Source organism: Cellulomonas septica, assembly GCF_012396155.1.
GTDB lineage: Bacteria > Actinomycetota > Actinomycetes > Actinomycetales > Cellulomonadaceae > Cellulomonas > Cellulomonas septica.
This window is the reverse complement of sequence record NZ_JAAXOY010000001.1, coordinates 46848-66178: the sequence shown is the minus strand read 5'-3', so window position 1 is coordinate 66178 and position 19331 is coordinate 46848. Positions and strand designations below refer to the sequence as shown.

General features: G+C 70.2%; 17 protein-coding genes and 1 pseudogene. 7 read left to right on the top strand and 11 right to left on the bottom strand.

Going from position 1 to position 19331, the window contains the following annotated elements; translation table 11 throughout:
* The first annotated feature begins 121 nt into the window (after positions 1-121).
* Together HGA02_RS00365 and HGA02_RS21530 are read left to right on the top strand one after the other, a co-directional pair.
* Entirely contained in the window at positions 122-883 is a 762-nt protein-coding gene (locus HGA02_RS00365; protein WP_343035168.1) for a F510_1955 family glycosylhydrolase, read from the top strand.
* Between the two features lie 107 nt (positions 884-990).
* The gene (locus HGA02_RS21530) at positions 991-2160 is read left to right on the top strand and encodes a YVTN family beta-propeller repeat protein (protein WP_168676302.1); all 1170 of its coding nucleotides are present in this window, start codon (positions 991-993) and stop codon (positions 2158-2160) included.
* Positions 2161-2178: 18 nt separating this feature from the next.
* On the opposite strand, the gene HGA02_RS00355 is transcribed toward HGA02_RS21530, so the two are convergent.
* From HGA02_RS00355 to HGA02_RS00345, 3 genes are all read right to left on the bottom strand, one after another.
* Positions 2179-3528, bottom strand: coding sequence for a phenylacetate--CoA ligase family protein (locus tag HGA02_RS00355; RefSeq protein WP_168676300.1), 1350 nt, complete (start codon positions 3526-3528; stop codon positions 2179-2181).
* A gap of 96 nt (positions 3529-3624) precedes the next feature.
* Positions 3625-4602 (bottom strand): electron transfer flavoprotein subunit alpha/FixB family protein, encoded by a 978-nt coding sequence (locus tag HGA02_RS00350; RefSeq protein WP_168676298.1) that lies wholly within the window; start codon positions 4600-4602, stop codon positions 3625-3627.
* A gap of 11 nt (positions 4603-4613) precedes the next feature.
* A complete protein-coding gene (locus HGA02_RS00345; RefSeq protein WP_168676296.1) occupies positions 4614-5402 on the bottom strand; it encodes an electron transfer flavoprotein subunit beta/FixA family protein in 789 nt (262 codons plus the stop codon).
* A gap of 237 nt (positions 5403-5639) precedes the next feature.
* Between HGA02_RS00345 and HGA02_RS00340 the strand changes: the two genes are divergently transcribed.
* The 3 genes from HGA02_RS00340 to HGA02_RS00330 all read left to right on the top strand — a co-directional run bounded on the left by HGA02_RS00340 (position 5640) and on the right by HGA02_RS00330 (position 10144).
* Positions 5640-6038 carry a hypothetical protein gene (locus HGA02_RS00340; RefSeq protein ID WP_168676293.1) on the top strand — a complete coding sequence of 133 codons (399 nt, stop codon included), beginning with the start codon at positions 5640-5642 and terminating at the stop codon, positions 6036-6038.
* 183 nt (positions 6039-6221) lie between these two features.
* Positions 6222-9752, top strand: coding sequence for a MobF family relaxase (gene mobF / locus HGA02_RS21350; RefSeq protein WP_168676291.1), 3531 nt, complete (start codon positions 6222-6224; stop codon positions 9750-9752).
* Positions 9753-9757: 5 nt separating this feature from the next.
* A complete protein-coding gene (locus HGA02_RS00330) occupies positions 9758-10144 on the top strand; it encodes a hypothetical protein (RefSeq protein ID WP_168676279.1) in 387 nt (128 codons plus the stop codon).
* Positions 10145-10539: 395 nt separating this feature from the next.
* On the opposite strand, the pseudogene HGA02_RS00325 reads toward HGA02_RS00330, so the two are convergent.
* A pseudogene (locus HGA02_RS00325) lies at positions 10540-11235 on the bottom strand (SOS response-associated peptidase); the annotation flags it as partial.
* Positions 11236-11261: 26 nt separating this feature from the next.
* Entirely contained in the window at positions 11262-11486 is a 225-nt protein-coding gene (locus HGA02_RS00320; protein WP_168676276.1) for a DUF2188 domain-containing protein, read from the bottom strand.
* Positions 11487-11721: 235 nt separating this feature from the next.
* On the opposite strand from HGA02_RS00320, the gene HGA02_RS00315 reads away from it, so the two are divergent.
* The gene (locus HGA02_RS00315) at positions 11722-11994 is read left to right on the top strand and encodes a hypothetical protein (protein WP_168676271.1); all 273 of its coding nucleotides are present in this window, start codon (positions 11722-11724) and stop codon (positions 11992-11994) included.
* 182 nt (positions 11995-12176) lie between these two features.
* Here HGA02_RS00315 and HGA02_RS00310 read toward each other — a convergent pair whose 3' ends face one another.
* The 5 genes from HGA02_RS00310 to merA all read right to left on the bottom strand — a co-directional run bounded on the left by HGA02_RS00310 (position 12177) and on the right by merA (position 17864).
* Positions 12177-13061 (bottom strand): hypothetical protein, encoded by an 885-nt coding sequence (locus HGA02_RS00310; RefSeq protein ID WP_168676267.1) that lies wholly within the window; start codon positions 13059-13061, stop codon positions 12177-12179.
* Between the two features lie 399 nt (positions 13062-13460).
* A complete protein-coding gene (locus HGA02_RS00305; RefSeq protein ID WP_013882285.1) occupies positions 13461-14279 on the bottom strand; it encodes an AAA family ATPase in 819 nt (272 codons plus the stop codon).
* Positions 14276-15685: a Mu transposase C-terminal domain-containing protein gene (locus tag HGA02_RS00300; RefSeq protein ID WP_168676263.1), complete on the bottom strand. Its 1410-nt coding sequence runs from the start codon at positions 15683-15685 to the stop codon at positions 14276-14278. The genes HGA02_RS00305 and HGA02_RS00300 overlap by 4 nt, the downstream gene beginning before the upstream one ends.
* Positions 15686-15689: 4 nt before the next feature.
* On the bottom strand, positions 15690-16289 hold the full coding sequence (locus tag HGA02_RS00295; protein WP_048699889.1) for a recombinase family protein: 600 nt from the start codon (positions 16287-16289) through the stop codon (positions 15690-15692).
* A 207-nt stretch (positions 16290-16496) separates the two neighbouring features.
* Complete coding sequence (merA, locus tag HGA02_RS00290; RefSeq protein WP_168676259.1) at positions 16497-17864, bottom strand: mercury(II) reductase; 1368 nt, start codon at positions 17862-17864, stop codon at positions 16497-16499.
* Positions 17865-17962: 98 nt separating this feature from the next.
* Between merA and HGA02_RS00285 the strand changes: the two genes are divergently transcribed.
* Positions 17963-18382, top strand: a complete 420-nt coding sequence (locus HGA02_RS00285) for a heavy metal-responsive transcriptional regulator (protein ID WP_013882310.1) — start codon at positions 17963-17965, stop codon at positions 18380-18382.
* A gap of 303 nt (positions 18383-18685) precedes the next feature.
* On the opposite strand, the gene HGA02_RS00280 is transcribed toward HGA02_RS00285, so the two are convergent.
* The gene (locus tag HGA02_RS00280) at positions 18686-19282 is read right to left on the bottom strand and encodes a cadmium resistance transporter (RefSeq protein WP_013882311.1); all 597 of its coding nucleotides are present in this window, start codon (positions 19280-19282) and stop codon (positions 18686-18688) included.
* Positions 19283-19331 lie beyond the last annotated feature (49 nt).

Genomic DNA, 19331 nt, shown 5'->3' with positions numbered 1-19331 from the left:
GGCTCTGACCACGCTCGTCGCTGCGGCCCTCCTGACCGCCTGCTCTGACGCCGGCGGTCAGCCGACGCCAGCGGCGCCGGTGACCACGGCGAGCGACGGGCACGCCCATTCACATGACGACGTGAGCTCGGGATCGCCACTGCCCGGTGAGCACGTGCACGGTGTCGCGATCGACCCGGGCGACGGTCGCGTCTACCTCGCGACACACGAAGGACTGTTCCTGCGCGACGGCTCGGGGTGGACCAGCGTCGGCCCGGTCATCGACCTCATGGGCTTCACCGCGGCCGGTCCCGGGCACTTCTACGCTTCCGGCCACCCGGGCGCGGGAGTCGACCTCCCGAACCCGGTGGGGCTCATCGAGTCGACCGACGCAGGGGAGACGTGGCAGCCGCTCTCACGCCAGGGGGTGTCCGACTTCCACGCCATGACCGCGTCGCAAGAGGGCGTGGTCGCGTTCGACGGCTCACGCCTGGAGAGCACGGGAGACGGCACGACGTGGCGTCCGCTCCCCGTCCCGGTCCCGCCCTTCGCGATGGGCGTCTCGCCCGACGGCGCAACCCTCGTGGTCACCAGCGAGTCCGGCCCGGTGCGGTCCACGGACGGCGGGGCACAGTGGGAGAAGATCGCCGACGTGCCGCTGCTGCAGGTGGTCGCGTGGGCCGATGACGACACGGTGGTCGGGGTGACCCCGGACGGGGTCGTAGCGGTGAGCGAGGACCGCGGGGCCACGTGGGAGCAGAAGGCGGAGGTCGAGGGTCCGCCCCAGGCTCTCGCCGCAGTGCGAGCGTCGGACGGCTCGCTCCGCGTCGTCGTGATCACCCAGGGTGGCGCCCTCGAGTCGCGCGACCTCGACGCAGGGTTCGCGCCGCTCAGCGACGGCTGAGCCGTCGAGCGGATATCCACGGATTCTTCATGGGATAACCGGGGTGCGTGCGGGGTCGGTCACCAACAGTGGTGCGGAACCCGACACCCGACCGTGGGAGAGCACTCATGTGGACCTGGACCCGTCGACGCAAGACCGCGCTGCTCGCCGTGAGCCCTCTCCTCCTGGCGGCGTGCGGCGCGGCGACCGCGAGCCCTGCCGGCCTGGACTCACCCTTCCCTACCCTTTCGCGGACAGCGGACCCTGGGGTGTCGGGCACGGTCTGGGTCGCGAACGAGGGTGCCGACAGCCTCTCGGCGATCGACGCTGCGACCGGGAGGGTCCTGACCACGGTCACCGGAATCCCGAGCCCGCACAACGTCCAGGCCAGCCCCGACGGGGCGACCGTGTGGGCGGTCAGCGGTCACAACAACGCGCTCGTCGCACTCGACGGTGTGACCTCGCGGCTCCTGATGACCGCCGCTACAGGCGCGAGCCCTGCACACGTGGTCGTCGGTCCGGACGGATCGTCGGTCTATGTGACCAACTCGGGCGAGGACACTCTCGCTCGGTACGACGCCACCACCGCGAACTCGATGGGCACGGTCGCCCTCAGTGCGGGACCACACGGTCTGCGGCCGAGTCGTGACGGGGCAGCGCTCGTCGTGGCCGGAACGACGGCGGGCGCGATCGACGTCGTCGACCCGCAGAATCTGACTCGCACGACGAGCATCGCCGTGGGCAGCTCGCCCGTGCAGGTCGCCGTCTCCGACGACGGCAACTTCGCGTACGTCAGTCTCGCGGGCGAGAGCGCTGTGGCGAAGGTCGACCTCGTCCGCCACGAGGTCGTCCAGAAGGTCACCGTCCCGACGCCTCCAGTGCAGCTCTACCTCACGCCGGACGGAGCCCGGCTCCTCTCTGCCGACCAGGGCACCGCCGATGCGCCAGGCGACACGGTGTCGATCATCGACGTGGTGACCATGTCGGTGACCGCGACGGTGACAACGGGAGCGGGGCCGCACGGGGTCGTCGTCGACCCGAGCGGGCGTCTCGCCTGGGTGACCAACCTCTACGCCGACACGGTCTCGGTGCTGGACCTCACGAACCTCGCCGTGACCGCGACGATCACGGTCGGGGACATGCCGAACGGGATCTCGTTCTCCCCGGTGACGGCCACGGGGGCCTCTGCCGACACCGCGGTAGACGTGCCGGACTACTCGACCGACGCGGCGGGCGACGAGGGTGACGGGGGTGACGACGCCGGGCACGGACACGGCGAAGGCGATCACCACGGCTGAGCGGTGCGTGCCAGGCGGTCACCGCCCGGGAGGTGAGCGGCGCAGCGGGGCCTTCCCGAGCGGTGTTCGCGGCAGTGTCGCGACCTCGTCGACCCGAATCCGATGGCCGTGCAGCTCCGGGCGTGCCTCGAGGCGTCGTCGGATCGCGTCGACGGAGAGCGCGTCGCCGCCATGGGGCACGACGAGGACACGGATCTCGTCCGGTGCCGTCTCCGCGAGCTGCCACATGTCGACGGCAAACTGCTCCACCACGTTCCTCAGCAGCGCCGTCAGGTCGCCGGCGTGGGTTCGTCCGGCCGCGCTCAACGTGTCCTCGGCGCGGCCTTCGAGGGTCTCGAGCAGCCGGTACGGCCGCCCGCACGGGCAGTCACCGGAGCCGATCGCCACGCGGTCGGACAGTTCGTACCTGATCAGCGGCACGGTGCGTGAGAAGAGCACCGTCACTAGAAGGCGCGCTCCGGTGGTTCCCACGGGAACCGGCGCCCCTGCGGCATCGACCGGCTCGACGATGACGAGGTCGTCGTACAGGTGGCGCCGGCCGTGCTCGCACGTCGAGGCGATGCCGGCTGTCTCCGTGGCGGCGTAGACGTCGAATGGCGCCCTGTTCCACGCGGTCGTCATGACCCGCGCCGCGCTCTCGCTGAGGACTTCGGAGGCAGACATGACCGCCCGAGGCCGGATGCGCAAGGAGCCGTCGATCTGCGCCAATGCAAGCGGCCGCAGCGCTGAGGAATAGCCGACCAGCACCTCGGGTGCAAAGGCGTTGAGAGCGCTGACGGTCTCGCTCAACGGTGCCGTCGCGTCAAGCCGCAGCGAGCGGATCAAGGGCGAGCGGGCCGACGCTGCGACCACCGCGCTCTGGTGGGTGGGGTTGCGCAAGCTCACCACCGCCATGCGAACCGGTCGCATGCCTGTGGGGGTACCCGCCCAGACGGTCGCCCGTGCGTAGGACGCCAGCACAGTCGCCCACTCCTGCTCGTCCCAGACGAGGACTGCGCGCACACCTGTCGTCCCCGCGGTAGCGGCTGTGCGCCAGCGGCGGCGCCAGCGCGCGCCGGGGTCGCCGCTCGAGTCGCTCAGCTGCCGGAGGTGCTCCTCGATGGCTGCGAGCGTCATGTCCCGCGTGGTGAGGACGTCGTCGAACGCGTCCATCAGCACGGGCTTCGTGACGGGAGGCAACGCCGACAGCGGTGCATCGAGGAGCCCTGCGTGTTGGCGCTCGTAGAACCTCGACCGGGTCACCGCCCACCGGCGCAGCTCCGCCAACCGCTCTTGGCGGTAGGCGTGGACCTGCTCACGCGACCACCGATCCCGGTGCGCGAGCCGGCGTCGTTCGGCGAGTGCCCGCACGACGACTTCGACGTCCATGGGGCCTCCTCCGTCGATCCGCCCCGTTCGATCCTGCTCTCGCCGGGTTGAGGACTGATCACGGTGCTCGTGAGGTCGGGTCAAGGCTGCGACGCCTCACGATCGGCGGCGCAGCACCTCCGCCGTCAGCTGCGGGACGACCTCGAACAGGTCGCCCACGACCCCGAAGTCGGCGATCTCGAAGATCGGTGCGTCGGGATCGTTGTTGATGGCGACCACGACGCCCGCCGACTGCATGCCACCGCGGTGGTGGACGGCTCCCGAGACGCCGGCACCGACGTAGAGCGCCGGGCTCACGGTCGCACCGGTCTGCCCGATCTGGGTGTCGGCGGCGATCCACCCTTCATCCGTGGCGACGCGAGTCGAGCCCACCGCACCGCCGAGTGCGGCGGCGAGCTCCCGCAGGGGCCCGAAGTCTCCGCCGGTACCCCGGCCGCCCGCGACGACGACCCGGGCGCTGGAGAGCTTCGGACCCTCCGCCGCGACGCTCGATGTCCGAGAGATCAGGCGCAGCCCACGCAGTTCATCGCCCTCGGGCAACCGATGCCGATGAACCGAGGGCTCTGTAGGAGCGTCGTGCGCAAGGACGTGTGACGACTCCGGACGCAGCGTGACGACGCAGCGCTCAGCGATCGACTCCGCGACGACGGACCACATGGACGCGAACGCGAGCTGTTCGGTCACCAGGCGACCGTCGGCGCCGCGGCCAAGGGACCGCGCATCGAGGAGGAGTCCGGCACCGAGCTCACGGGCGGCGAGCGCGGCGATCTCGGCATTCCGCGGACTCGCCGCCAGTACGACTGCCGTCGCGTCCGCGGATGCGGCGACCCCGGTTAGCGAGCGCGCGACGGTTGGTGCGAGAAGCGCCACGTCAGCTGGCGCCTCGACAACGTGCGCGGCCGCGACGCCGTAGGCGGCGAGCTCCTCGAGCGCCCCTTCAGGGCCGGCACCGACGAGAACAGCGTGGACCGGCCCGAGGTGACGAGCCACGGCCAAAATCTCCCAGGCGGATGGCGCGACCCCTCCGTGGTCGTGGTCGACGAGAACGAGCACCGGGTCAGGCTGCGTGGTCATGGTCGTCCCCCTCAGAGGAGTTGGTTGGCGGCGAGGAAGTCGGCGATGCGCACCCCGGCATCGCCCGTGTCGGTCAGCAGCACGCGGCCGTCCCTCGGCGGGCGGAGCGCGCTGGTCGCAACGCGCGTCCGGGCGCCGGACCGCCCGACCTCGTTCGGAGCGATCGCGAGGTCGGCGAGCGTCCAGAGCTCGACGGACTTCTTCCGCGCGGCCTGGATTCCCTTGAAGTTCGGGTACCTCGGCTCGTTTGCCCGGTCCGTGACGCTGACGACGGCGGGAAGCGGTGCCACCAGCGTCTCCTCGGCGTCCTCGAGGTGACGACGAACCTCGAGGCTCGCGCCTGCGACGTCGATCCGCGCCGCGTGGGGCGCCGTCGGCCAGCCGAGCTCGGCGCCGAGCAGCGCCGGCAGCACGGCCATCTGACCGTCCAACGACGACGTTCCCGTGAGGACGAGGTCGACGGGCGCTCGTTCACCGACGCGGCGGACAGCCGACGCGAGTACGCGTGCGGTCGCGAAGACGTCCGATCCCTCGAGTGCCTCGTCGCGAACATGGACGCCGTGGTCGGCACCGACCTGCAGGCCCCGACGAACCGCGTCCTCGGCCGCAGCTGGTCCCATCGTCAGGACGGTGACCTCTCCGCCGTTCGCCTCGACCAGGACGAGCGCTGCCTCGAGCGCGTACTCGTCGAGCTCGTTCAGCGTGCCGGCATCCTGCTCGCGGTCGACGCGGCCGTCCTCCGTGAACCTCCTGTCCGACTGGACGTCGGGGACGTGCTTGACGCACACCACGATCTGCACCTACTGCTCCTCTCGGTCACCGCTCGCGCGGTCGCGACCTGCTCGACCGCCCGCCCTCCGGATCGAGGTCGGACCCGGGCGCGACGACCGTACGAGGAGCGGTCCTTCCAGGAACCACACCGAAGGTCCCGGATCGGCCCGGCTCAAGCGGATCTCCCGTGGACCTTGATCGAACCTTCACGCGGATCGGACCGCTCACCGATCGAGACCCTCGAGAACGTCGGTACCGTTGATCAAGTGCCCGATCGCTCGACCACTCCTCCGCGCCCTGCAACGCGTCCAGGTCTGACCGCCTGCAGCTTGTGCGCCGGCGAGACCCTGGGTGACGACGACCCGCTGGAAGGTGGGCAGCTCGCGCGGCTCGAGGCGCTGCGCAGTCGCGGGCTTGCCGACCTCACGTTGTCGGAGTGCCTCGACGAGTGCGAGCGCGGCGACGTCGTCGTCGCGCGACCGAGCGTCGTGGGCCGACGCTCTGCGGGCCGGCCGGCGTGGTTCGAGCGTCTCGCAGGAGACGAACTCACCCAGGAGCTCGAGCGATGGCTCGAGAAGGGTGGGCCGGGCGTCGCCGAGCAGCCTGCGGCGCTGCGGCCGCTTCAGATCGACCGATCTCAGCCGGAGGTCCCGCCGGCTGAGTGATGCGCCCGTCGGCGGCGTCGCCGGGCGCCGGCCACCAGCCGGCCTGCGGGTCGATGAGCCCCTGACTCGTCTGGCACTAGGGCTGGCCGCGTGAGTCCCGTCGGGTGTTCGGCCGCCGACCCGCACTCCCAGGAGTGTGGGCGATCGGATCCGGACCGTGAGCGCGGCGGCACTGTTGTGGTCATGACGCTGCACCGACTCACCGCAGGGGCGGGTTACCGCTACCTGCTCCGGCACATTGCCACGGGTGACTGCGAGCGGCGCGGACCGTCGCCCATGACTACGTACTACGCCGCCTCGGGCAACCCACCGGGCCGTTGGCTGGGGCGTGGGCTAGGTGCGCTAGGCCGCCGCACCGGGACCGCCGTGGCCGTCGGGGTGGGGCAGGGCACAGTGGTAGCGGAGGAGGGGATGGCGCGGCTCTTCAGCCATGGTCTGGACCCGTCGACTGGCGTGCCGCTCGGTCGGCGCTACTCCCCGGCGGCACCACCGGCCGATCGCGTCGCGGCCCAGGTGCGCGCTCTTCCCGGCGATCTCATCGCGGAGGCGAGACAGCGGGCGGTCGACGCGATCACGAGGGTTGAGCTGGCGAGGGAGTCGTCGCCCTGCATCGCAGGCTTCGATCTCACGTTCACGGTGATGAAGTCGGTGTCGACTCTCTGGGCCGTCGCTGACGAAAAGACGCAGGCCGCGGTGTACTCGGCGCACCGGCGAGCCGTGGGGGCATCGCTCCGGTTCCTCGAGGACCGTGCGCTCTTTACGAGGACCGGCGCCGCGGGATGCCGGCAGGAGTCGACCGGCGGTGCTGTGGCGGCGGCGTTCGACCACTGGGACTCCCGGGCCGGTGACCCGAACCTCCATACGCACCTGGTAGTGGCCAACAAGGTGCAGGGGCGCGATGGCGCGTGGAGGTCACTCGACTCGCGGGCGCTGCACCACGCGGTCGTCACGATCAGCGAGCTGTACGAAGCCCTACTCGTCGACGAGCTAGCGCGCAGCCTGCCGGTGCGGTGGAGCTGGCGTTCCCGTGGGCCGAGGCGCACGCCCGCGTTCGAGCTCGACGGCGTCGGTGACGAGCTCATGGCGGCGTTCTCGCAGCGTTCAACCCAGATCGACGCGGCGATGACGACGGAGGTCGCGGACTTCACGGCGAGGCATGGGCGAGCGCCGAACCGGATCGAGATCGTCCGACTGCGTCAGCAGGTCGCTCGTGCTACGCGGCCAGCGAAGAAGGTCCGCGCGCTGGGGCGGCTCGTCGAGCGATGGAGGCACCGGGCAACCACGGTGACGGGGGAGTCGCCCGAGCAGCTCACCTCCCGCGTCATCGGCGCGTCATTGATGCGACCCGTCCAGCGATCCGAGGTCGCCCCGGCTGTGCTGGATGTCCTTGCGGCGCGCGTGCTCGACGGCGTGCGCGAGCGGCGATCGACTTGGACCCGTTGGAACGTGATGGCTGAGGCGCTGCGCGTCACCAAGCCGCTCATCGCCGCGAGCGTGGCAGACCGGTTGCGGATCGTCGACGACGTGTGCGACTCCGCCTTGCGACGCTGCGTCAGCCTCGAGGCCGCGCCAGCGTTCCCGTCGTCGGGACGCTACGCGCGTGAGGACGGGTCGAGCGTGTTCGAGCGTCCAGGCGAGCACACCTTCACCGACATCGTCATCCTCGATGCTGAGCACACGCTCCTCGCCGCAGCCGCCGACACGTCGGCGCCGACGTCACGCATGATGCGCGCTGACGACGCCCTCGAGCTGGCGTCAGACCAGCTCGCCGCAGTCGCTTCGATCTCCTCCTCGGGGAGGTTGGTGGACGTCCTGGTCGGGCCGGCGGGTTCGGGCAAGACGACCGCGCTCGCCGCCCTTCGCCACGTGTGGGAACGGCAGCACGGGCACGGATCGGTGATCGGCCTCGCGCCCTCCGCCTCTGCGGCAGCAAACCTCGCGGGAGCGCTCGGCATCGCATGCGAGAACACCGCCAAATGGCGTCACGAGACGAATGGCTTGGGCGGCGAGCAGCGCCGCGCCGTCATCCAGCGACTGATCGACGAGAGGTCGGCGATTGGCGGCGACGTACGCCGGCTACGGCTGCTCGACACTGCACTGATGAGCCTCACGCGCGAGGCGCGACGGTGGCAGATCAGGGATGGTCAGCTGGTCATCGTCGACGAGGCGTCGCTCGCCGGGACGCTCATGCTGCGCGAGCTCGTCGACCAAGTCGCCCGGGCACGCGGCAAGGTGCTGCTTGTCGGCGATCACCAGCAGCTGTCCGCTGTCGATGCCGGTGGTGCCTTTGGACTGATCGTCGACAGGACCGGGGGAGCGCAGCTGCGCACGCTGTGGCGGTTCGCGGAGGAGTGGGAGGCGCGGGCCACCATCCGGCTGCGAGCCGGCGACGCGCGCGTGCTGGACGAGTACGAGGACGCCGGGCGGCTGCGCGCCGGACCGGCCGAGTCGATGCTCGAAGAGGCGTACGCCGCGTGGTCCGCGGACGTGGCGTCGGGCGCGACGACGATCCTGCTGGCGCCCGACGCGGCGACGGTCGCGGCGCTGAATACGCGAGCCCACAACGACCGGGTGCAGGAAGGCCTGGTGGCGCGCGACGGTGTGACCACCAAGAGCGGCACGATGATCTGCGTCGGAGACCGGGTGGTGACTCGCCTCAACGACCGCGGGCTCCGCGCCGCACACGGCCACGTCAGGAACGGCGACCTCTGGGACGTGAAGGGCGTGGGGGCCGACGGCCACCTCGTCGTCGTCGCGGCGAGGACTGCGCTGGCGAGGCGAGGCGTCGTCGGCACGGCGGGCTCCGATGAGGCGCGGTCAGTGACGTTGCCGCCGGCCTACGTGACGGACAGCGTCGACCTCGCCTACGCGACCACGACACATCGCGCGCAGGGGGTCACGGTCGACCTCGCCCACGTCCTCGTCCACCCCGGCATGACGCGCGAGAACCTGTACGTCGCCATGACGCGGGGAAGGCGCAGCAATCGCCTCTACGTCTCGGTCGATCCCGTCAACCCCGAGTGCGACGAGCTGCCGGATCCCCATGCCGCCGGTGACGCTCACGAGATTCTCGAGGGCATCCTCGCGACCAGCGGCGCGGAACTGTCGGCGACGGCCACGATCGCCCGACGTGAGTCGGAGTCGACGTCGGTGCGTCGACTCGAACCGATCATCCGCACCATCTACGCCGACGCCGCGCGCGCCAGGTGGACGGAACGGCTGCACGCCTGCGGCCTCGGCGAGGCAACCGTTCGGGACATCGCGGCGTCGCCCGAGTGCGGCGGGATCTTCATCGCTCTCGACCGCATCGCGGCTCTGACATCGCGCCCGACGGGCGTCGTCCGAGGCCTGGTGAAAGGGATCCACGGAGCTGACGCGTCCACGCGCCTGCTGGCAAGAGCTCGGGCATGGATCGAGCGAGTCGTTGAAGAGCAGGACGCGACGCCGGCTCCCCGATCACGCGCTGGGCTCGATGCAGACGGCATCAAGATTCTCGATCGCGTCGAGGGCCTCATGGCGAAGAACGACGCGATCCGGAGAACCGCAGACGAGGTGAACGACGAGTCTTGGCTAGGGCTGTGCGCCGATGCAGCCGAACCGGGCATGCCCGACAACGGTTGGAGTTTCACCCTTGAGCACCACGTCAACGCCGCGCCGCCAGCCGAGGTTGTGCGCCCTTCCGCCGTTGCGGGTTCGAACGTCATGGGGAGGTGACTCTCGTGAACCGCGATGACGGCCGAGGTGATCTCTTCTACCCGCCGCTACAGATGAACCAGCCGACAGCACTACCCGTGCCGATCGTGTGGTCTGCCCACGCACCGGAGGACCAGGAGCTCCTCCTCGAGGAGCTCGATCTCTGGATCGGCTGGCTCGTCGAACGCTTCAAGCTCGACCGCCGCGTCGTCCCGGAATGCTGGCACGACCACGCCGAGCTCATCGAAGAGCTGTCAGCGCTCCACCTCGCGTGGCAAGGGGCTTACGCCACCACCGCCAACGCCGACGCCCCGCTCAGGTGGCTCGAGCAGTTCGCCGCAGCGCGAACGAGGCTGTCCGACTGTGTGGCACGCAGCGGTTGCCGCCCGGCTGAGCACCGGACTCGGGGCTAATTCCGCCGACGCGGGCGTTCTTTCAGGAGCGCACGGTGTGGGGACGTACTGCGGGGGTCCGGGACCTCGCCGCCCCGCCCCTCGATGGCGGCGATGAGCACTCGAGTGACCTTTGGCTGCTCGCGCGCTGGCACCCGTCCCGATCAACGCCGCGCTGCTCACGCCGGGGGCGGTCTGGTCGCTCGTCCTCGAGCGTCCGGCGGTCGACGTACCGCGTGCGCCTACATGGCACGACACGCGGGGGCACCGCTTCACGTGCAGGGTCCAGCCCACGCCCGGTCGAAGGAGACGCTCCTCCGACCGGGCAGGTCAAGTTCGCTGACGTCGCCGTGAGGGTGAGCGTCGCACCGACGCCGCCTGTCGGCCGGGCCGAAGCAGCGTCGAGGCCTGCCGTTCTACGCCACCGGGTCGACCAGGTGGGGGCCGTCGTTGCGGACGTTGCCGACGTCGTATCCCACCTGCCGTGGAACCAGGTGGGGCTCCGGGACGGCGGCGAGCAGGTCGCGCACGTCGTCGAGCTCGGTCACCGTGGGGTTCAGCCACGCGTCGACCGGGTCCGCCGGCAGCAGCAGCGGTGAGCGGTCGTGGATGTGCCCGGTGGAGTCGGTCGCGGTGGTGGTGATGACCGTGAAGGTCCACTTCCACCGCTCGGGGTCGTCCTTGTCCTTCGCCGGGTCGGGCCACAGCTCGTAGAGGCCGGCGGCCGCCAGCGGCGACTTGTCGGGGGAGCGCAGGTAGTACGGCGTCTTGCGCTTGGAGCCGGCTTGCGGGGCGCCCCACTCGTAGTAGCCGTCCATCGGCACCACCGCCCGCCGGGCGAGGGCGGCGCGGCGGAAGCTGGGCTTGTCGGTGATCGTCTCGGCGCGAGCGTTGATGAGCCGGCTGCCGATCGCAGGATCCTTCGCCCAGGACGGCACCAGGCCCCAGCGCACCGCCCGCAGCTGGCGCACGATCTCGTCGTCCTCGACGCGCTCGAGCGCCACCGGGACGACGTTGGTCGGGGCGACGTTCCATGACGGTCCGCCGGCGTCGACGAGCATCTGCTGGACGTCGAGGTCACGGGCGATCTTGTCGGCCGCCCGGGTTTGGGCGTACCTGCCGCACGTCGCGCGGCCCGCTAGCCGGGGATGTTGCGCGGGTCGTTGCCGTAGGAGTTCTTCTCGCCGATCGTGCCGTCGAGGTTGTGGATGTGGTGCTCGGTCTGCCGCCGCTTGGCTTCCTCCCGCCCGGCCTTCACGGCCTCGTCTTTGGTCGCGTAGGCCGCGCCGACCTTGGTGCCGTCGACCTCGTTGACCCAGCCGGAGCCACCCGCCGGCACCGTGTGCACGCCGTTCCCTGCCATCAGTTCCTCCCCACGTCGTGGACGCCCGTCATCGTGGCCCGCACGGCGCTGCCTCGCCACCGCTCGTGCGCCGAGCGGGCGCACTGGTTAGCCGCGCGTACCCCTCCTCTCGCTTGACCGGCCTGCCTACCCGGGGGCCGCGGCGTGTCGGCGCCGGGTGTCAGACCCCCCGTCCATACTCGAATGCATGTTCGAGATGTCCGTGAGGCCCTACCCCACCTACTGAGGAGCCACCATGTCGTTCCAGTTCGACGACCGCGCTTTCCGTCGAGCGCTACAGCAGGAGACGCAATCAGCTCTTGACGAGGTCGCCCGCAACTTCGAGCGCGAGTTCGACCGCCTGCGGATTCAGTACGCCGGACGGCCCGTCTCCGAGATCCGGCCCGCGATCCGACAGATGTTTGCCGACCAAGGGGGCAGCATCAGCGACCCTGAGCTGGCGGAGTACGCGGAGGCGGTCAGCGGCGGGGCGAAGATCAACGTCACGGTGGACCAGATCCGCTTCTGAGGATGCGCGGGGCGGGCGCTGGTTGACGTCGCCTTACTGCGCACTCGTCTTGAGGCTGGTCAGTTGCGACGGTCACGGTCGGCGGATTCTCGCGGCGTGGGACCGTGCCCGTCGCCACGCTTTGCGCTGGCTGACTTGTGTCCGGTGCCTCACGGCTTATGACGAAGGCACGGAGGACAAGCTCAGCCCGGAAGTAATCCGAGCGCCTGGCCGGCGAGCATCCCGCCTAGCGCGTTCGTTCCGATATCGCGCCCGAGCCTCCCGAACCAGGTCAGCGCGCGCTGGACGCGGCTGGGCTCGCCTGACTGAAGGTCCTCGAGGTTCGAGTCGTAGTCGTCCTGGTCCTGTGCGGCGAGCGCGAGCGTCCCCCGCGCGGCTACGAGCGCTTCCACGAGCTGGCCGAGCTTGTCGGAGTCGATCTCGTTGGTGACTTTGGCGTTCACCGTCGACCCATGACCACCGATGGCGATCGATCCGGCGTTGTGCTGAATGTTCACGAGGGCGTTGTGCTTGGCCAGCCTTGCTCGCCACGCAGTCGGATCGCCGTTGTGCTCGTCGACCACCTCGCGGCCGAGGGGAAGTATCTCGACGTCAGCGCGGACGACCTCCGCCCCCCAGGCGCCGATGATCCGAGCCTTGATCAGGCCCTCTTCGTGAAGTGCGCGTGCAGCCTCGGCTGCCTGCTCCAGTGTCAGGGTCAGGCCGTCGATCCAAGCGAAGTCGCTCTCAAGGAAGCGGGCAAGGTTTCCGCCGCCGGTGTCGTCCGTCCATCTCAGCAGATTCCGTTGAGCGGTCTGCCTGATGTGTGACCGGTTGCTCCGGCGCTGGCGGGCCTCCTCGACGATCGCCCGTCCCCGCCTTGTCGGTCGATCGCCTGGTACCAAGCTTCCCTCGAGCTCAGCGACCAGCCCTTCTGCACGCGCTATCCGCAGCCACTCCTGTGCCTGTTCGAGACGCAGGCCCGTGCGCTGCAGGGCGGCCAGCGCGTCGAACCGATCGTCCGCGGGAGCGTCGTAGAGCGCCTCGAGGCAGATGAGGTCCTGCCGGGCGCTACTCATCGGAGCCATGACGCGAACCTATTCCCTGGGTGCGGGTTCTTTGATGCCCTTGGCATACATAGCGCGTCGACGGAGGCGACGCTCCCTGCTGCAAGACGCTTAGCGCGCGGCGACGTCGACCAGCGAGCAATGCACATGTGTGGCTCACCGCCAGCGCCGGGAACGCCGCGACCACGGCGGCCCACCCCGCATCGGCTCGGGTGATCGGCACCCTCCTGACCGTGGTCCGCACGCGGCGCCCGAACGGCGTTGCCGTCGCTCTGCAGACTGGTGCGCACCGGCATGTCGCCTTCCTACAACCCGCCGAATCTGATCGTTTTCGGTGCGGCGGTAGTCTCGGTCAGTCGGTCTCGCGGATGTGACCTTCGCCGGTAGGTGGCGGCCTGCGGCAGCCGATTCCTGGCGGGCTCACTCGACCCCGATGACGAGGGTGCTCGCGGCGGCTTCGACGACGTCGTTGGTGATGGTCTGCAGCTCGTTGATTCTCAGTACGCGTTCGATCTGGGGGAAGAGTCGTTCCAGGAGGCGGAAGTTGCCGCGGGTGATGCGGCTGATCGCGGCGATGGCCTGGGCGTCGGTGAAGTCGTCGGGGTTGAGAGTCTTGCTGAGGGTGCGCCAGTGGCGTTGCAGGACGAAGAGGAGCTCGTCGTTGCTCAGGGGGCGGTACTGGTGGGCGAACCCGACGCGGCTGTAGAACTGGGGGTAGTGGCTGAACTGCTTCTCCAGGCCCGGCATGCCGATGAGGATCAGGGCGATCTGGTCGCGGTCGTAGCGGTCCCGCAGGAGCTCGAGCGCGGTGGGGCTGAGACGTTCGGACTCGTCGACGATGACGAGCTGGACGTAGTTGGTGGTGCGCCGGGCGCCGCCCCGGTCCACAGGGGCGCGGCCCGGGGCTTCAAGGTGCTGCTGGATGCAGATGCTGGTGCGCGTGATGATCCGGTCCAGGTCCTCGCGTAGCAGCCGCGGGGTGGTCAGGACCCCGGGGGTGTAGAGGGCGGTGCGGTTCTTGGCCAGGGCGGCGTAGACCTTGGCGTCGTCGTCGCTGCGTGGGCCCCAGGCGGTGACCAACTCGTGGGCTTGGTCCCAGTGGGCGTAGCGGCGGGCGGAGACCGTCTTGCCGACCCCGGCCGGTCCGAAGCACAGCCCGATGGTGCGCCCTCGCCGGACGGAGTCGGCGAACTCGGTGAAGCGGCGGTGCTCCTTGGTCACGATGAAGCGTTCGCTCACCGTAGGTCCTCCTTGTAGACCTTGAGCTTCACCGGGCCCGAGGCTGGGGTCCGTGGCGGCAGTGGCCTGGCACGGGGGTCGGTTGTGTGGGCGCCGACCACGGCGATCCGCTCGTTGATGCCTCGGCGCAGCGCGCGGCGGCGGGCGTTGCGGGCGGCCTGGACTTCCTTGAGGCTGATCTGGCGCCCGTGGTGGTCCTGGTCGACGGCGGCGCACAGGAACTGGTCGTGGTCGAAGACGCGGATCTCGGTGATGTCTCTGGGGTCGTACCGGATGACCACGGGGCGCCCGACGAAGCCGGCGAGGGTCGGGGAGACGTAGCGCAGGCCCTGGAAGTGGACGCCGTCGCGGCGCACCGTTCTGGATCGGGCCACGCTGAGCAGCAGCCCGTCCAGAGCCTGGAGGCTGTCGGGGGTGCGTGGCAGCCACCCGTCGGCGATCCACGCCGCCCGCGGCGAGATGCCGAGCTCGCTGTGGGTGCGGTCGTTGTAGTCCAGGACGAACGCCCCGACCACGCCGTCCAGGTCGGCCAAGGACAGGGCCGGCGCCGGCCAGCGCCCGGCACCGTGGTGGAGGTGTCCGGGCAGGGTGGTGAGCAACTCGGTGTTGACGGTTCCAAAGAACCGCTCGACCTTGCCCCGCCCCTGTGGTCGGGCGACGGCGGAGTGGATTAGGCGGATGTGCAGGTCGACGGTGGTGCGGGCCAGGTGGTCGCTGGTGAAGTCCGACCCATGGTCGACGTAGAGCACCTCGGGGATCCCGCACATCGGCCACCGTGGGTCGCTCTTGTGCCAGATCGCCTGCCGTAACGCCAAGGCGGTGTTCATCGTGGCCGGCGCGCCGAAGAAGACCATGTACCCGCAGATCGCGCGCGAGCAGTCGTCCATGACGACGGTCAGCCACGGCCGGGCCGGCTTGCCATCCGTGCCGACGAGCACGATGTCCAGCAGGGTGTGGTCGGCCTGCCACATCGCGTTGGGCCGGTCCGCCGCCCGGCGCACCGCGAGCTCGTACTTGTCCCGGTAGGAGCCTGGTCCCTCAAGGGCGAGGGTGACCATGCCGGGGTCCAGGGCGGTGATGATCGAGCGGACGACGCCGTAGGACGGGACCGGCCAGTCGGCGCCGGCGCAGACCTTCACCACCGTCCGGTGGATCGCGGCGATTGGTGGGCGGGGCCGGGTCAGGCCCAGCCCTTCGATCAGCGTGACGAGTTCCGCCGGCAGACGGTGCCCGCCGACGTCCGCCCGCGGTGTCCGGTCCAGGGCGGCCAGGCCGCCTGCGCGGTAGCGGGCGTGCCAGCGTTCCAGCGTGCGCACACCCAGGCCGTGATGCCGGGCCAGCGCGGCGAGCGGGACCTGGTCCTCGACATGCAGCCGCAGGATCTGCCACCGCCCGCCCGCATCCACGTTGCTACACGGCGCTCGTGGCTCGTCGCGGCGAGGCCGGCGCAGCGGGTGGGCGGTTCAGGGCCCGGTAGATCGTGGTGCGGGAAACCCCGAGCACCTCACCGATCTGGGCGACCGTCATGTCCTTCTGCTCATACATCCGCCGGGCCGCCCGGACCTGGTCGCCGGACAGCGCCGAGGGGCGCCCACCGGTGCGGCCCCGTGCGCGGGCGGCCTCCAGGCCGGCGTTGGTCCGCTCCCGGATCAGGTCGCGCTCGAACTCGGCCAGGGCGGCGAAGACGTGGAAGACCAACCGTCCTCCTGGGGAGGTCGTGTCGATCGTCTCCTGCAGGGACCGGAACCCCACGCCGCGGTCGGATAGGACCTGCAGCTGGTCGATCAGGTGCCGGATCGACCGGCCCAGCCGATCCAGGCGCCACACCACCAGGGTGTCCCCTGGACGCAGCTGGTCGAGCAGCTTGTCCAGCTCGGGGCGCTGCTGCAGCGATCCGGAGATCGTGTCGACGAACACCCGGTAGCACCCCGCCCGATTCAGGGCGTCGATCTGCAACGCCGCGTCCTGATCAGCGGTGGACACGCGCGCGTACCCCAGCAGATGCCCCACCGGTCGAGCGTAGCGAAACTCATCCCCACCGGGAAGTTCCGAACCGTAGATTTCGGCACTGAGTTCCGCTACACGATCCGGGTCGATGTCAGACCTCACCGGAATCTCGACTCCGGTGTAGCGGAAACGTTCGTATGCGGGATCCGCCGAGGAGCCGGCGACGCAAGGCGCTGTCCACGCTCTTGAACCTCCTTGCGTCGCCGGGCGTCAGGCGCAGCAGCTGGTGGGCAGGTTCGAGCGAAACAGCCCGGCGGCGATGCGCAGTGCCTCGCTCATGGTGAGGTAGGGCGCCCAGGTGTCGGCGAGGTCGTCGACGGTAAGACCGAACTTGATCGCGTACGTCGCGGCGAGCATCACGTCGCCGGCTCCGTCGAGGGCGGCGTGGACCCCGAGGACCTCGCGGGTCTTCGCGTCGATGACGAGCTTGAGGGTTCCGCGGGGATCCTGGTTGACCAGTGCTCGGGGAATGTCTTGGGCGCTTAGGACCCGACATTCGCAGGAGTGCCCCAGCTCCGTGGCGCGATGCTCGGTGAGTCCCGCGCTGGCGATCTGCGGGGTGGTGAAGGTGACACCGGGCAGGCCGCGGTAGTCCACCGTGGATGGCTCGCCCAGGGCGCCGGCGGCGGCGACGTGTCCGGTCTGCGCGGCCACGTAGACGTACTGCGGTCCGCCGGCGACGTCACCGGCGGCGAACACCCGCGGGTTGGTGGTGCGTTGGTTCTGGTCGACGACGATGAACCCGCGCTCGTCGGTCTGCACACCTGCGGCGTCCAGGCCCAGGTTGCGTGTGTCGGCGAAGCGGCCGGTCGCGACCAGGAGCCGCTGACCCTGCGCTCGGGTGCCGGCTGTCGTGGTGACCACGACCCCGTTCTCTGTGCGCGCGACCGTGACCGCGCGCTCCTCGACCACCGTGATGCCTTCGTCGTTGAACACGCCGCGGAGTACGTCAGCAACCTCGGGCTCTGTGTGCGGGGCGAAGCGCCCGACGAGGGTGACCTCTACGCCCAGGTGCGCCCACAGCTGGGCCTGCTCCAGCCCGACGTACCCGCCGCCGACCACGACCATGGATGCGGGCAGGTCTCGCTGCTCCATTGCGGTGGTGGAGGTGAGGTAGTCGACGTCGGCCATGCCAGGCAGGTCGGGGACGTACGGCGCGGACCCGGTTGCCACGACGTAGGCCCGGGCCCGTAGTTGGTGGTCGTTGACCTGCACGGTGTGCGCGTCGAGGAACCGGGCGTGCCCGTAGACGACGCGGAGGCCGTGGGCGGCCGCTACCTCGGCGTACTTGACCTCGCGAAGATGGTCGATGAGCGCTTGCTTCTGCGCGAGCAGCGCGTCCATGACGACCCCACCGGTGCTCGTGGCCACGCCGCGGAAACGGTTCACCGCGGCGCGGTGGCGCTGGTCTGCTGCGGCCAGCAGGCTCTTGCTCGGCACGCAGCCGATGTTCAGGCAGGTTCCGCCGAGGGCGTTGTGCTCGACGAGCAGGACGCTTGCTGCGCGGGAGCGGACCTCGATCCCGGCGGCCATCGCGGCGCCTCCGGTGCCGATCACGATCACGTCGTACTCGTCCATGGGGTGCTCCTAGCGCGTCACCGACCGTGCCCACCTTCTAAGGGGGGCCGACGGTAGACGTTCCACTGCGCGGGAAGGTCAAGGCGTAGGGTCATCAGATGCGTATCGGTCAGCTGGCCGCAGCGAGCGGCGTGACGACCAAGGCCATCCGGTTCTACGAAAAGGCCGGAGTGCTGCCTGCGCCTGCGCGTCAAGCGTCGGGTTATCGGCAGTACGACCACGGCGCCATCGAGCGGCTCGCGTTCGTCAGGGCAGCGCAGGCGGCGGGCCTGACACTCCGGCAGATCACCGACGTCGTCTCTGCCCGCGAGAACAGCGGGCCGCCCTGTCAGCACGTCGTCGACCTGCTGGAGCAGCACGCCGGCAGTCTCGAGCGACGGATCGCCGAGCTGACCGCTCTCCTCGCACAGGTGCGGCGCCTGGGCCACCGCGCAACCACCTTGGACCCTGCCCAGTGCCACCCGTCGCAGGTGTGTCACGTCATCCCGCCCTCCGATGTAGGAACGCCGAGCTCCTGACCCGAGCAGGTCAGGCCCGACTCTCTCAGCCGCCCCTGGCCCGCATCCGGTGCTGCCCCAGCGCGTGGCGTGGCAGCGGAGGTACGGGCCCGGCCCCGCCGTTCCGGGATGGGTTCGGGCGGTGTCGGTCGAGGTACTCAACTTGGCGCCGGTCTCCCATCGCGCCGGGACAAGGCGTCGAGGACCGACGCGGTCGTGGGCCGCCAGAAGATCGAGGGTTGTGGCGGTGCGGGCTCCTGGAAACCGCGCCGGCGCTGATCGTCGACTCTGGGCGGGGATCGACCAGCGCGCAAGCCGGAAGGGCTAGAGCCCGAAGGCGCCGCCTTCGACGAGGATGACGATGCCCAGGCCGATGAGGACCAGGGGGAACAGCACGTGTTCCCAGCGCTCGAGGACTTCGGCGATGGGGCGTCGGGTTGCGACGTAGCGGGCGGCGAGGACGAGGACGGCGACCAGGGCGAGGAACACGACCGCGTAGGCGGCGATCGCGGCGAGGCCGACGGTGAGGAAGATGGGGACGTAGACGCCGATGTTGTCCCCGCCGTTGGCGAAGGTGACGGCGGCGACGGTCCAGACGGCGACGGCCTTGCCGGGGTCGTCGTCATCGTCGTCGTCGCGGTTGCGCCAGGCCTGCCAGGCGGCGTGGAGGCCGAGGATCAGCGGGATGAGCCCGAAGTAGGGGATGGCGTCCTCGGGCAGGAAGGCGCTGGCGCCGAGCGCGACGAGGACGGACGCGATGAGGATGCCGCCGAAGCCGATGTACTGCCCGGCGATGATCTTGGCGGTGGTGCCTGGAGCGCCGGCGCCGCGGGCGAAGAACAGCGACAAGACGATGATGTCGTCGATGTTGGTCACCAGGAACAGTCCGACCGCTTGGAGGGCGGCAACTGCCAGGTCCATGGACACGCCTTTCGTTGTACTGGGGGTGGAGCAGCGCAGAGGTTGGTCT

Bases quoted from the DNA above. Each gene is read 5' to 3' on its own strand.
- HGA02_RS21530 (WP_168676302.1), top strand. From the start codon at position 991: ATGTGGACCTGGACCCGTCGACGCAAGACCGCGCTGCTCGCCGTGAGC.
- HGA02_RS00355 (WP_168676300.1), bottom strand. From the start codon at position 3,528: ATGGACGTCGAAGTCGTCGTGCGGGCACTCGCCGAACGACGCCGGCTC.
- HGA02_RS00350 (WP_168676298.1), bottom strand. From the start codon at position 4,602: ATGACCACGCAGCCTGACCCGGTGCTCGTTCTCGTCGACCACGACCAC.
- mobF (WP_168676291.1), top strand. From the start codon at position 6,222: ATGACGCTGCACCGACTCACCGCAGGGGCGGGTTACCGCTACCTGCTC.
- HGA02_RS00320 (WP_168676276.1), bottom strand. From the start codon at position 11,486: ATGGCAGGGAACGGCGTGCACACGGTGCCGGCGGGTGGCTCCGGCTGG.
- HGA02_RS00315 (WP_168676271.1), top strand. From the start codon at position 11,722: ATGTCGTTCCAGTTCGACGACCGCGCTTTCCGTCGAGCGCTACAGCAG.
- HGA02_RS00310 (WP_168676267.1), bottom strand. From the start codon at position 13,061: ATGGCTCCGATGAGTAGCGCCCGGCAGGACCTCATCTGCCTCGAGGCG.
- merA (WP_168676259.1), bottom strand. From the start codon at position 17,864: ATGGACGAGTACGACGTGATCGTGATCGGCACCGGAGGCGCCGCGATG.
- HGA02_RS00285 (WP_013882310.1), top strand. From the start codon at position 17,963: ATGCGTATCGGTCAGCTGGCCGCAGCGAGCGGCGTGACGACCAAGGCC.
- HGA02_RS00280 (WP_013882311.1), bottom strand. From the start codon at position 19,282: ATGGACCTGGCAGTTGCCGCCCTCCAAGCGGTCGGACTGTTCCTGGTG.